General features: G+C 73.2%; 9 protein-coding genes. 7 read left to right on the top strand and 2 right to left on the bottom strand.

Annotated elements, in window-relative coordinates; all coding sequences use genetic code 11:
- Positions 1-79: 79 nt before the first annotated feature.
- Positions 80-1291 carry a signal recognition particle-docking protein FtsY gene (gene ftsY, locus AB0O53_RS31070; RefSeq protein WP_031148691.1) on the top strand — a complete coding sequence of 404 codons (1212 nt, stop codon included), beginning with the start codon at positions 80-82 and terminating at the stop codon, positions 1289-1291.
- A 75-nt stretch (positions 1292-1366) separates the two neighbouring features.
- Here the strand turns inward: ftsY and AB0O53_RS31065 are convergent, their stop codons facing one another.
- A complete protein-coding gene (locus AB0O53_RS31065; RefSeq protein ID WP_350987730.1) occupies positions 1367-2035 on the bottom strand; it encodes a bifunctional DNA primase/polymerase in 669 nt (222 codons plus the stop codon).
- A 444-nt stretch (positions 2036-2479) separates the two neighbouring features.
- On the opposite strand from AB0O53_RS31065, the gene nsdA reads away from it, so the two are divergent.
- From nsdA to ftsH, 6 genes are all read left to right on the top strand, one after another.
- Positions 2480-3970, top strand: coding sequence for a transcriptional repressor NsdA (nsdA, locus tag AB0O53_RS31060; RefSeq protein ID WP_491590504.1), 1491 nt, complete (start codon positions 2480-2482; stop codon positions 3968-3970).
- A 291-nt stretch (positions 3971-4261) separates the two neighbouring features.
- Positions 4262-5605: an ammonium transporter gene (locus AB0O53_RS31055; RefSeq protein ID WP_350987728.1), complete on the top strand. Its 1344-nt coding sequence runs from the start codon at positions 4262-4264 to the stop codon at positions 5603-5605.
- Positions 5602-5940 carry a P-II family nitrogen regulator gene (locus AB0O53_RS31050; protein WP_037928327.1) on the top strand — a complete coding sequence of 113 codons (339 nt, stop codon included), beginning with the start codon at positions 5602-5604 and terminating at the stop codon, positions 5938-5940. Before AB0O53_RS31055 ends, AB0O53_RS31050 begins: the two co-directional genes overlap by 4 nt.
- A 16-nt stretch (positions 5941-5956) precedes the next feature.
- Positions 5957-8383 carry a [protein-PII] uridylyltransferase gene (locus AB0O53_RS31045; RefSeq protein WP_350987727.1) on the top strand — a complete coding sequence of 809 codons (2427 nt, stop codon included), beginning with the start codon at positions 5957-5959 and terminating at the stop codon, positions 8381-8383.
- A gap of 133 nt (positions 8384-8516) precedes the next feature.
- On the top strand, positions 8517-10088 hold the full coding sequence (ffh, locus tag AB0O53_RS31040) for a signal recognition particle protein (RefSeq protein WP_350987726.1): 1572 nt from the start codon (positions 8517-8519) through the stop codon (positions 10086-10088).
- Between the two features lie 132 nt (positions 10089-10220).
- Complete coding sequence (gene ftsH, locus AB0O53_RS31035) at positions 10221-12185, top strand: ATP-dependent zinc metalloprotease FtsH (RefSeq protein ID WP_435886699.1); 1965 nt, start codon at positions 10221-10223, stop codon at positions 12183-12185.
- A gap of 10 nt (positions 12186-12195) precedes the next feature.
- On the opposite strand, the gene AB0O53_RS31030 is transcribed toward ftsH, so the two are convergent.
- Entirely contained in the window at positions 12196-12882 is a 687-nt protein-coding gene (locus AB0O53_RS31030; RefSeq protein WP_350987724.1) for a methyltransferase type 11, read from the bottom strand.
- Positions 12883-12890 lie beyond the last annotated feature (8 nt).

Below are 12890 nucleotides of genomic sequence, written 5' to 3'. Positions count from 1 at the left end.
CACAAACCGCGGCGTACGTCCTGGTCCGAGCGCCCGGGTTCCCGGCTCCGAGGTGGCCGTGGCCGATACTGGTGGGGTTATGGACATCCTCATCCTTGCTGTAGTCATCGCCCTGGTCGCGGTCGGCGCGATCAGCGGGCTCGTGGTCAGCAGCCGCAAGAAGAAGCAGCTGCCGCCCCCGGCACCGCCGAGCACGCCGACCATCACTGCCCCGCCTGCCGAGCCGCAGGTGGGGGAGGACGCCGTAGAGACGGCGGAAGAGCCGCGCCGCACGATCGAGGAGGTCGGACTCCCGGAGGCCGAGGCTCCCGTCGAGGCGCCGGCAGCCGAGCCGGAGGCCCCGGCCGCGCCCGAGATCGAGGTGCCCGAGCCCACCGCCGGCCGCCTGGTCCGGCTGCGCGCCCGCCTCGCCCGGTCGCAGAACTCCCTCGGCAAGGGGCTGCTCACGCTGCTCTCGCGCGAGCACCTCGACGAGGACACGTGGGAGGAGATCGAGGAGACCCTCCTCGTCGCCGACGTCGGCGTCGTGCCCACCCAGGAGCTCGTCGAGCGGCTCCGCTCGCGGGTCAAGGTCCTCGGCACCCGCACCCCGGCGGACCTGCGCGCCCTGCTCAAGGAAGAGCTGCTGACCCTGGTCGGCACCGACTTCGACCGCGCCGTGAAGACGGAGAGCGGCGAGGACACCCCCGGCGTGATCATGGTCGTCGGCGTCAACGGCACCGGCAAGACCACCACCACCGGCAAGCTGGCCCGGGTGCTCGTCGCCGACGGCCGCAGCGTGGTGCTCGGCGCGGCCGACACCTTCCGCGCCGCCGCCGCCGACCAGCTGCAGACCTGGGGCGACCGCGTCGGCGCCCGTACCGTGCGCGGCCCCGAGGGCGGCGACCCGGCGTCGATCGCCTACGACGCGGTCAAGGAGGGCATCGCCGAGGGCGCCGACGTCGTGCTCATCGACACCGCCGGCCGGCTGCACACCAAGACCGGCCTCATGGACGAGCTCGGCAAGGTCAAGCGCGTCGTCGAGAAGCACGGCCCGCTCGACGAGATCCTGCTGGTCCTGGACGCCACCACCGGCCAGAACGGCCTGACCCAGGCGCGCGTCTTCGCCGAGGTCGTGGACATCACCGGCATCGTGCTGACCAAGCTCGACGGCACGGCCAAGGGCGGCATCGTCGTCGCCGTCCAGCGCGAGCTGGGCGTCCCGGTCAAGCTCGTCGGTCTCGGCGAGGGCGCCGACGACCTGGCGCCCTTCGAGCCGGAGGCGTTCGTGGACGCCCTGATCGGCGACTGAGCACGGCTCCCGCGCACACACCGGTGCCCCCGCCTTCCGTGAGGAACGCGGGGGCACCGGCGCGTACGGGACCGCTCAGCGGCGGAACCGGTGACAGATGTACGCCAGGGTCCCCAGCAGCAGCCGCGCCTGCGGCGGACCCCCGGCCGAGTCGAGCGCGGGCGGGCGCAGCCAGCAGACCTGGCCGAGCCCGGCCCGGTCGGAGGGCGGGGCGGTGACGAAGGCCCCCGGCCCCAGGGCGCGCAGGTCCAGGTCCGCGTCGTCCCAGCCCATCCGGTACAGCAGCTGCGGCAGCTCCGCCGCCGCGCCGGGGGCCACGAAGAACTGCGCCCGGCCGTCCGCGGTGACGATGACCGGGCCGAGCGGCAGGCCCATCCGCTCCAGACGCACCAGCGCGCGCCGGCCGGCCTCCTCGGAGACCTCGATGACGTCGAAGGCGCGGCCCACCGGGAGCATCACCGCCGCGCCGGGGTAGTCGCCCCAGGCGTCGGTGACCTCGTCCAGGGTGGCGCCGGCCGGGACCGTGGGCGCGAAGGCCAGAGGATGCGCCCCGGGGGAGGCGCACCGGCCGTCCCCGCAGGAGCAGTCGCGGGAGGGTGCCGCGGCGCGCGCCCCGGGAACCACGTCCCAGCCCCACAGCCCGGTGTACTCCGCCACCGTCGTGCACTCCGAGGTCCGGCCGCGGCGCCGGGTACCGGAACGGAACTCCTTGGTGCCGCGGCTGCTGCCGATCGTGAAGCCCATGCCCATGCCCCCTCCAACGGGTCGGACGCGCCGGTGGTTACGACGCCTGTGGTGAGGGCGCCGGCGGAGCCCGCCGCCGGGGCCGCGCGGATGCCCGCCGCGTGGCCGCCGGGGGAGTGGCCGCGTCGTCCGCCCGGCGCACTCCTCGCCGCGCGCGCCCCGGACGCACTCCAGTCCAACCGGTCCGTTTCACCTTCGTGTCAAGTGAATCGCGCCTGGCCGGTGGCGAGTTCATTCGAAGGGGTGGCGAATGGTGGCGTTTCTGGAAACGACCTCGCCGCAGGGGTGATCGTAGGATTACTTTCGGTACACGAACCCCGGGACGGGCCCCGCGCGTGGGTATGCCGGAGGCAATGAGTGGAGGACCTGTGAAGGTCCGTGGAGACGCTCGGCTTCCCGGCCAGGGTTTCGTAAGGAAGAGGCTGAGCGGATGGGGGCGTTCCAGTGAGCGGCAATGGCGCAAGCGGAACGATGGACGATGCTGCTGCGCGCAACGACCAGCTGACGTCGTGGTTCGTCCGCAGCGGCTGGTCCAAGGGCGAGCTCGCCCGGCAGGTCAACCGCAGGGCCCGGCAGATGGGCGCGCACCACATCAGCACGGACACCTCCCGGGTGCGCCGCTGGCTGGACGGCGAACAGCCCCGCGAACCCGTTCCGCGCATCCTGTCCGAGCTGTTCTCCGAGCGCTTCGGCTCCGTCGTCGCCATCGAACAGCTCGGTCTGCGCACCGCCCACCAGACCCCCTCCGTCTCCGGGGTCGACCTGCCCTGGGCCGGCCCGCAGACCGTCGAGCTGCTCGGCGAGTTCTCCCGCAGCGACCTGATGCTGGCCCGCCGCGGCTTCCTCGGGACCTCCCTCGCGCTCTCCGCCGGCCCGGCCCTCATCGAGCCCATGCAGCGCTGGCTCGTCCCTGCCCCGGCCGCCGACCCGGGACCGCGCGGGGCGGGGCCGACGGGGGCCCTCGGCGGCCACCGCCCGCCCCGGCTCTCCGAGCCGGAGCTCGACCTCCTCGACGCCACCACCGTCATGTTCCGCCAGTGGGACGCCCAGTGCGGCGGCGGCCTGCGCCGCAAGGCCGTCGTGGGCCAGCTCCACGAGGTCACCGACCTGCTCCAGGAGAACCACCCCGCCCCGGTCATGAAGCGGCTCTTCAAGGTCGCCGCGGAACTGGCCGAGCTGGCCGGCTGGATGAGCTACGACATCGGCCTGCACCCCACCGCGCAGAAGTACTTCGTCCTCGCGCTGCACGCCGCGAAGGAGGCCGGGGACAAGCCGCTCGGCTCGTACATCCTCTCCGGGATGAGCCGGCAGATGATCCACCTGGGCCGGCCCGAGGACGCCCTCGAACTCATCCACCTCGCGCAGTACGGCAGCCGCGACTGCGCCGGCCCGCGCACCCAGGCCATGCTGTATGCGATGGAGGCCCGCGCCTACGCCAACATGGGCCAGCCCAGCCGCTGCAAGCGGGCCGTGCGGATGGCCGAGGACACCTTCGGCGACGTCGGCTTCGCGGGCGAGCCCGAACCCGACTGGATCCGCTTCTTCTCCGAGGCCGAGCTGAACGGCGAGAACTCCCACTCGTACCGGGACCTGGCCTATGTCGCCGGGCGCAGCCCCATGTACGCCTCCCTCGCCGAACCCGTCATGGAACGGGCCGTCGAGCTCTTCGAGAAGGACCAGGAGCACCAGCGCTCGTACGCCCTCAACCTCATCGGCATGGCCACCGTCCACCTGCTCCAGCGCGAGCCCGAGCAGGCCGCGGCCCTCGTCGACCGCGCCCTCGACGTGGCGGGAAAGGTGCGCTCCGAACGGGTGAACACCCGCCTGCGCAAGACCGTCGACAGCGCCGCCCGTGAATACGGCGACGTCGCCGAGGTGGTCCGGCTCACCGACCACCTCGCCTCGCGGCTCCCCGAAGCCGCGGAGGCCGTCTGACGGCCCCTGCGGCCGGCCCCCAGACTCCGGCCGCGGCAGTCACCCCGTGAAGCCCGATCAGGCTCCCCCAGCCAGGACGTCCGGGTCACTGCCGCGGCCGGTTGCACCCCGGACCAGTTCATGGACGCGTAACACGCCCGACCTCTTCGTCATCGGAGCGAAACACCGAGCGGCGCCGCCGGAAACCGGCCTGCGCGAATCTCATGGCCAATAACCGGCCAGTTCCTTCTGCCGCCGCTCAGGTTCTCACGATCGCCCGCACGCGAACGTACCGACGACGAGGAGACGCCGATGGCATCAGCCATCACGACCCTCGCAGCAGACGCCCCGACGCTGTCTGCCGCGAACACCGGGTTCATGCTCATCTGCTCCGCCCTGGTCATGCTGATGACCCCGGGACTCGCCTTCTTCTACGGAGGCATGGTCCGCGTCAAGAGCAGCCTCAACATGCTGATGATGAGCTTCATCAGCCTCGGGATCGTCACGATCCTCTGGGTCCTCTACGGCTTCAGCCTCGCCTTCGGCACCGACTCCGGCTCCCTCATCGGCTGGAACTCCGACTACGTGGGCCTGAGCGGCATCGGGATCACCGAGCTCTGGGACGGCTACACCATCCCGGTCTACGTCTTCGCCGTCTTCCAGCTGATGTTCGCCGTCATCACCCCGGCCCTGATCAGCGGCGCCCTCGCCGACCGCGTGAAGTTCGGCGCCTGGGTCCTGTTCACCGCGCTCTGGGTCACCGTCGTCTACTTCCCCGTCGCCCACTGGGTGTGGGGCGCGGGCGGCTGGCTCTTCGAGATGGGCGTCATCGACTTCGCCGGCGGCACCGCCGTCCACATCAACGCGGGCGCCGCGGCCCTCGGCGTGATCCTCGTCATCGGCAAGCGCGTCGGCTTCAAGAAGGACCCGATGCGCCCGCACAGCCTCCCCCTCGTGATGCTGGGCGCCGGTCTCCTGTGGTTCGGCTGGTTCGGCTTCAACGCGGGCTCCTGGCTCGGCAACGACGACGGCGTCGGCGCGGTCATGTTCGTCAACACCCAGGTCGCCACCGCCGCCGCCATGCTGGCCTGGCTCGCCTACGAGAAGCTGCGCCACGGCTCCTTCACCACCCTCGGCGCCGCCTCCGGCGCGGTCGCCGGCCTCGTCGCCATCACCCCCGCGGGCGGTGCCGTCAGCCCGCTCGGCGCGATCGCCGTCGGCGCCATCGCCGGCGTGCTGTGCGCCATGGCGGTGGGCCTCAAGTACAAGTTCGGCTACGACGACTCCCTCGACGTCGTCGGCGTCCACCTCGTCGGCGGTGTCGCCGGCTCCCTGCTCGTCGGCCTCTTCGCCACCGGCGGGGTCCAGTCCGACGTCGCCGGCCTCTTCTACGGCGGCGGCCTGGAGCAGCTCGGCAAGCAGGCCGTCGGAGTCTTCTCCGTCCTCGCCTACTCTCTGGTGGCATCCGCGGTGCTCGCCCTCCTCCTCGACAAGACGATCGGGATGCGGGTCTCCGAGGACGACGAGGTCGCCGGCATCGACCAGATCGAACACGCCGAGACCGCATACGACTTCAGCGGAGCCGGTGGCGGAGCCGCCGCGCGGAGCACCGCCGCCCCCGCCCCCTCCGCCGCGAGCAAGAAGGTTGACGCATGAAGCTGATCACCGCGATCGTCAAGCCGCACAAGCTGGACGAGATCAAGGAAGCACTCCAGGCCTTCGGAGTGCAGGGCCTCACGGTCAGCGAGGCCAGCGGCTACGGTCGCCAGCGCGGCCACACCGAGGTCTACCGGGGCGCCGAGTACCAGGTCGACCTCGTCCCCAAGATCCGCATCGAGGTGCTGGTCGACGACTCCGACGCCGAAGAGCTCATCCGGGTCGTGGTCAGCGCGGCGTCCACCGGCAAGATCGGTGACGGCAAGGTGTGGAGCGTCCCCGTGGACTCGGTCGTCCGGGTCCGCACCGGCGAGCGCGGCGCGGACGCGCTGTAGGAACGGGAGCTCCCGGGTGACGAGCGTCGAAGACACCACCGACCACACGGCCGACCCGGGACCCGGCGGGTACGCCGCGGCCCGGCTGCGACTCCTCCAGGAGGAGTCGCAGTCCGGGCCCGCGCGGCGTTCCGCCCTGGCCGGGCTGACCGACGCATGGCTCAGCGCCCTGTTCACCACCGCGGCCCGCGAGACGGGCGTCCGCGGCGCCACCCTCGTGGCCGTCGGCGGCTACGGCAGGGCCGAACTCTCCCCCCGCAGCGACCTCGACCTCCTGCTGCTGCACGACGGCAAGGCCGAGCCCCGGGCCCTCGGCGCCCTGGCCGACCGCCTCTGGTACCCGGTGTGGGACCTCGGCGTGGCCCTCGACCACTCGGTGCGCACCCCCGGCGAGGCCCGCAGGACGGCCGCCGAGGACCTGAAGGTGCACCTGGGCCTGCTGGACGCCCGGACGGTCGCGGGCGACGCCGGGCTCCTCGCCGGCCTGCGGACCTCCGTACTGGCCGACTGGCGCAACCAGGCCACGAAACGCCTCCCGGAGCTGCACTCCCTGTGCCGCGAGCGGAGCGAGCGGGCCGGTGAACTCCGCTTCCTGCTGGAACCCGACCTCAAGGAGGCCCGCGGGGGCCTGCGGGACGCCACCGCACTGCGGGCGGTCGCCGCCTCCTGGCTCGCCGACGCCCCGCGCGAGGGCCTCGCCGAGGCCCGCCGCCGCCTCCTGGACGCGCGCGACGCCCTCCACCTGGTCACCGGCCGGGCCACCGACCGGCTCTCGCTCCAGGAACAGGACCAGGTCGCCGCCCGACTCGGACTGCTCGACGCCGACGCCCTGCTGCGCGAGGTCTACGAGGCCGCGCGCGTGGTCGCGTACGCCGGCGACGTGACCTGGCGGGAGGTCGGGCGGGTCCTGCGGGCCCGCGCCGCCCGGCCCCGGCTGCGCGGACTGCTCGGCGGCCGCGGCGCCCCCGCCGCCGCCCGGGCCCCCCTGGCCGAAGGCGTCGTCGAGTCCGACGGCGAGGCCGTCCTGGCCCTGGCCGCCCGCCCGGACCGCGACGCCGTACTGCCCCTGCGGCTGGCTGCGGCCGCCGCGCAGGCGGGGCTCCCCGTGTCGCCGCACGCCGTACGCCGGCTCGCGCAGCAGGCCAAGGCGCTGCCGGTGCCCTGGCCCGCCGAGGCCCGGGAGCAGCTCCTCACGCTCCTGGGGGCCGGGGAGCCCACCGTGGCCGTCTGGGAGGCCATGGAGGCGGAAGGGCTGATCACCCGGCTGCTCCCCGACTGGGAACGGGTGCGCTGCCGCCCGCAGCGCAACCCCGTCCACACCTGGACGGTGGACCGGCACCTGATCGAGACGGCCGTGCGGGCCGCCGCCCTCACCCGCCGGGTGGGCCGCCCCGACCTGCTGCTGATGGCCGCGCTCCTGCACGACATCGGCAAGGGCTGGCCCGGCGACCACTCCGTGGCCGGCGAGACCATCGCCCGGGACGTCGCCGCACGGGTGGGCTTCGACGCCCGGGACACCGCCGTGCTGGGCGCACTCGTACGGCACCACCTGCTGCTGATCGACACCGCGACCCGGCGCGACCTGGACGACCCGGCCACCCTGCGCACGGTCGCCGAGGCCGTCGGGTCGGTGGGCACGCTGGAGATACTGCACGCCCTGACCGAGGCGGACGCCCTGGCCACCGGGCCGGCCGCGTGGAGCGCCTGGCGCGGCTCGCTCGTGGCCGACCTCGTCGCGCGCGTCGCCGCCGTGCTGCGGGGCGCGGCCCCCGCGGAGCGGGAACCGGAGATCCCGAGCGCCGAGCAGGAACGCCTGGCCGTGGAGGCCCTGCGCACCCGCGAGCCGGTGCTGGCGCTGCACGCCCGCCAGGAGGCGGACGCGGTCGGTGTGGAACTCGTGGTGGCGGTGCCCGACCAGCCGGGGGTCCTCCCCGCCGCGGCCGGGGTACTGGCCCTGCACCGGCTCACCGTACGGGCCGCGGACCTGCGCTCCGTGGAACTCCCGGACCGCCTCGGCGAGGTCCTGGTGCTGCGGTGGCGGGTCGCGGCCGAGTACGGGGCGCTGCCCGAGGCCGCCCGGCTGCGCACCGACCTCGTGCGCGCCCTGGACGGCTCGCTGGACGTCCCGGCGAAGCTGGCCGACCGCGAGGCGGCCTACCCGCGCCGGCGCGGGGTCGTCCCGCCGCCGCCCCGGGTCACGGTGGTCCCGGACGTCTCCCCGCTGGCCACGGTGCTGGAGGTGCGGGCGCCCGACGCCGTGGGCCTGCTGCACCGGATCGGGCGGGCCCTGGAGACGGCGGGCGTCAGGGTGCGCAGCGCCCACGTCTCCACGCTGGGAGCCAACGCGGTGGACACGCTGTACGTGACCACGCCCGAGGGCAAGCCCCTGGACCCCGCGGCGGCGACCGCCCTGGCGGCCTCGGTGACGACCGCCCTGACATGACCCGGCGGGGGTCCGGAGACCTCCCGGACCCCCGCCGTACGAGGGAAACCCGCCCGCCGGGCCGGACGGACGGCGCGGGCGGATACCCTGGGGGACGACCACAACGCCCCCGACCCGAGGAATCGCGACCACCGTGTTCGATACGCTCTCCGACCGCTTGGCGAATACCTTCAAGGGCCTGCGCGGCAAAGGCCGGCTGTCCGAGGCTGACATCGACGCAGCGGCCCGGGAAATCCGTATCGCCCTCCTCGAGGCCGACGTCGCCCTCCCGGTCGTCCGCTCCTTCATCGCGAACGTCAAGGAACGCGCGCGCGGCGAAGAGGTCAGCAAGGCCCTGAACCCGGGCCAGCAGGTCCTGAAGATCGTCAACGACGAGCTCATCACCATCCTGGGCGGCGAGACCCGGCGGCTGCGCTTCGCCAAGACCGCCCCCACCGTGATCATGCTCGCCGGCCTCCAGGGCGCCGGTAAGACCACCCTCGCCGGAAAGCTCGGCCTCTGGCTGAAGGGGCAGGGCCACACCCCGCTCCTCGTCGCGTGCGACCTCCAGCGCCCGAACGCCGTCAACCAGCTCTCCGTCGTCGCCGACCGCGCGGGCGTGGCCTTCTACGGCCCCCAGCCGGGCAACGGCGTCGGCGACCCGGTCCAGGTCGCGAAGGACTCCGTCGAGTACGCGCGCACCAAGCAGTTCGACATCGTCATCGTCGACACCGCCGGCCGCCTCGGCATCGACGCCGAGCTGATGCAGCAGGCCGCGGACATCCGCGACGCCGTCAGCCCCGACGAGATCCTCTTCGTCGTCGACGCCATGATCGGCCAGGACGCGGTCAACACCGCCGAGGCCTTCCGCGACGGCGTCGGCTTCGACGGCGTCGTGCTCTCCAAGCTCGACGGCGACGCCCGCGGCGGTGCCGCGCTCTCCATCGCGCACGTCACCGGCAAGCAGATCATGTTCGCCTCGAACGGCGAGAAGCTCGACGAGTTCGACGCGTTCCACCCCGACCGCATGGCGGGCCGGATCCTCGACATGGGTGACATGCTCACCCTCATCGAGCAGGCCGAGAAGACCTTCTCGCAGGCCGAGGCCGAGAAGATGGCGGCCAAGCTCGCCAAGGGCCCCAAGGAGTTCACGCTCGACGACTTCCTGGCCCAGATGGAGCAGGTCCGCAAGATGGGCTCCATCTCCAAGCTGCTCGGCATGCTCCCCGGCATGGGGCAGATCAAGGACCAGATCAACAACATCGACGAGCGCGACGTCGACCGCACCGCGGCGATCATCAAGTCGATGACCCCGGCCGAGCGCCAGGACCCGACGATCATCAACGGCTCGCGCCGCGCCCGTATCGCCAAGGGCTCCGGCACCGAGGTCAGCGCCGTGAAGTCGCTGGTCGAGCGGTTCTTCGATGCCCGCAAGATGATGTCGCGCATGGCCCAGGGCGGCGGCATGCCCGGTATGCCGGGCATCCCCGGGATGGGCGGCGGCCCCGGCCGGCAGAAGAAGCAGGTCAAGCAGGCCAAGGGCAAGCGCAAGAGCGGCAACCCGATGAAGCGCAAGGAAGAGGAGGCCGCCGCCGCGGCCCGCCGCGAGCAGGGCCCGCAGGCGATCGACCCGGCGGCCGCGTCCAACCCGTTCGGCCTGCCCGCCGGCGGCCAGGACGGCCAGGACTTCGACCTTCCGGACGAGTTCAAGAAGTTCATGAAGTAAGAGGCGCGGCAGGCCGCGGACATCCGCGACGAGGGCCCCGACCAGGGTGCGAGCAGCAGCTCGTACGGTCGGGGCCCTTGCCGTCTCCACCCGGGCAGGAGGGCGATTCGTCCCTTATCGTCGGCCGGGAGGATGGACGGCAGAAGGAGGCGCCCCGTGCCCAGCCCCACCCCCGTACCTCCCCGGGACCGGGCCGACACGCCCTGGCGCTCGGAAGGCGCACCGGCCGCCCCGTCCCCCAGGAAGCGGATGCCGGGCGGCTGGCGGGGCCTGGTCCTCGCCGCCCTGATCGTCTTCCTGATCGCCAACCTCGTGCTGTCCTTCTTCAACGAGGGCGACGAGCCGACGATCTCGTACACGGAGTTCAGCAAGCAGGTCGCGAACGGCAACGTCTCGAAGATCTACTCCAAGGGCGACGCGATCCAGGGCGAGCTCAAGGCCGGGCAGCCGCTGCCCGACGGTGACAAGGGGGACTACACCAAGTTCGTCACGCAGCGCCCGGCCTTCGCCGACGACGCGCTGTGGGCCGAGCTCACCCGGCAGAACGTCACCGTGACCGCCTCCCCGGTCGTCGTGCAGCGCAGCTTCCTCGCCAACCTGCTGCTCTCCCTCGCCCCGATGATCCTGCTGGTCCTGCTGTGGGTCGTCATCGCCCGCCGGATGGGCGGCGCGGCCGGCGCCGGCATGGGAGCGCTGGGACGCAAGGCGCCGCCCCGGCCGGTGGAACTGCAGACGGGCGCCGCGCGCACCACCTTCGAGGACGTCGCCGGCATCGACGAGGTCGAGGGAGAACTGGGCGACGTCGTCGACTTCCTCAAGAACCCTCAGCAGTACCGCAGGATGGGCGCCCGCATGCCCGGCGGGGTCCTGCTGTCCGGCCCGCCCGGCACCGGCAAGACCCTGCTCGCGCGCGCGGTCGCGGGCGAGGCCGGGGTGCCCTTCTTCTCCGCCTCCGCCTCCGAGTTCATCGAGATGATCGTCGGGGTCGGAGCCTCCCGGGTGCGGGAACTGTTCGCCGAGGCGCGCAAGGTGGCTCCCGCGATCATCTTCATCGACGAGATCGACACCATCGGCCGGGCCCGCGGCGGCGGCGCCGGACTGGGCGGACACGACGAACGCGAACAGACCCTGAACCAGATCCTCACCGAGATGGACGGCTTCTCCGGCTCGGAGGGCGTGGTCGTGCTCGCCGCCACCAACCGCGCCGACGTGCTGGACCCGGCGCTGACCCGCCCCGGCCGCTTCGACCGGATGGTGGTCGTCCCCCCGCCCGACCGGGCCGGACGCGAGGCCATCCTGCGCATCCACACCCGCGACATCCCGCTCGCCGGGGACGTCGACCTGCGCCAGGTCGCCCGTACCACCCCCGGCATGACCGGGGCCGAGCTCGCCAACCTCGCCAACGAGGCCGCGCTGCTCGCCGTCAAACGGCAGCAGACGCAGGTCACCCAGGCCGACCTGTCGGACGCCCTGGAGAAGGTGCAACTGGGCGCCGAGCGGCCCCTGGTCATGCCGGAGGAGGAGCGGCGGCGCACCGCCTACCACGAGAGCGGCCACGCCCTGCTGGGCATGCTCCAGCCGGGAGCGGACCCCGTCCGCAAGATCACGATCGTGCCCCGCGGACGCGCCCTCGGCGTCACCCTCTCGACCCCGGACGCGGACCGCTACGCGTACACCGAGCCGTACCTGCGCGGCCGCATCATCGGCGCGCTCGGCGGCATGGCGGCCGAGCAGATCGTCTACGAGGTCATCACCACGGGCGCGGAGAACGACCTGGAACAGGTCACCACCATCGTCCGCGGCATGGTCGGCCGCTGGGGCATGAGCGAGCGCATCGGCCGCCTGACCGCGATCCCCGGCGACGGGCAGAGCCCCTACGGCCTGTCCGCCGCGCCCGCCACGCTCGACGCGGTGGACCACGAGATGCGCCGGATCGTGGACGAGTGCTACGTCGAGGCCTGCCGCCTGCTGCGCGAGCACCGGCCGAAACTGGACGCCCTGGCCCAGGCCCTCCTCGCCAACGAGACCCTCGACGAACCGGCCGCCTACGCCGCCGCGGGCATCCACCGGTCGGTGAAGGACCACGGAACCGACTGACACCCGGCCGTTACGCCACCCGGGCGATCACGTACCGGAAGATGTTCGGCAGCCACACGGCGCCGTCGGCTCGCTCGAACGGGTGAAGCGCCTCGGCGAGCTCCTTCTCGGCGAGCGCGGCGTCCGACGCGCCGTCGTAGAGCCCGGTCGACAGCAGCCCGCGCACCGCGCTGTCCACGTCCGCGTAGCCGAAGGGGCAGAACACCCGCCCCGACCCGTCCGGCCGCAGCCCGGCCCGCTCCACGACCGCGTCCAGGTCCCGGGGCACGGGGCCGCCGCCCAGCACCGAGGGCACCGTGCAGCGCTCGGCGGGACCCCAGTCGGCCAGCACCACGGCGCCGCCGCGTCTGACGGCCGGCAGGGCGGAGGCCAGGGCCGCCGGAGCGGGGGAGAAGGCCAGCAGGGCGTCGTAGGGGCGGGCGGCGGAGGAGGCCGGCGGCGGCGCCGCCAGTACCTCCAGCAGCCGTTCGCGGGCCAGCGCCCGCCGGGCCGGATCCGCCTCCACGCCCGTGGCCGCGGCTCCCCTCGCGGCCGCCAGCAGCAGGGCCAGGCCGGCCCCGCAGTCGAGGTCCAGCAGCCGGTCGCCCGGCCCGACCTCCAGCCGGTCGTAGACCGCCTCGTACAGCGGTACCAGCATCCGTTCCTGGATCTCCGCCCAGTCCCGGGCGACGAGCGTCGCGGTCGGCGTCGGTGTCATCGAAAGAG

This window comes from Streptomyces erythrochromogenes (genome assembly GCF_040684695.1).
Taxonomy (GTDB): Bacteria; Actinomycetota; Actinomycetes; order Streptomycetales; family Streptomycetaceae; genus Streptomyces; species Streptomyces erythrochromogenes_C.
The sequence above is the reverse complement of the archived record's forward strand: the minus strand, read 5'-3'. Positions and strand labels throughout refer to the sequence as shown.

Coding starts and splice junctions, on each gene's coding strand:
- ftsY (WP_031148691.1), top strand. CDS start 80: ATGGACATCCTCATCCTTGCTGTAGTCATCGCCCTGGTCGCGGTCGGC.
- ftsH (WP_435886699.1), top strand. CDS start 10,221: ATGGACGGCAGAAGGAGGCGCCCCGTGCCCAGCCCCACCCCCGTACCT.
- AB0O53_RS31065 (WP_350987730.1), bottom strand. CDS start 2,035: ATGGGCTTCACGATCGGCAGCAGCCGCGGCACCAAGGAGTTCCGTTCC.
- AB0O53_RS31050 (WP_037928327.1), top strand. CDS start 5,602: ATGAAGCTGATCACCGCGATCGTCAAGCCGCACAAGCTGGACGAGATC.
- AB0O53_RS31030 (WP_350987724.1), bottom strand. CDS start 12,882: ATGACACCGACGCCGACCGCGACGCTCGTCGCCCGGGACTGGGCGGAG.
- AB0O53_RS31055 (WP_350987728.1), top strand. CDS start 4,262: ATGGCATCAGCCATCACGACCCTCGCAGCAGACGCCCCGACGCTGTCT.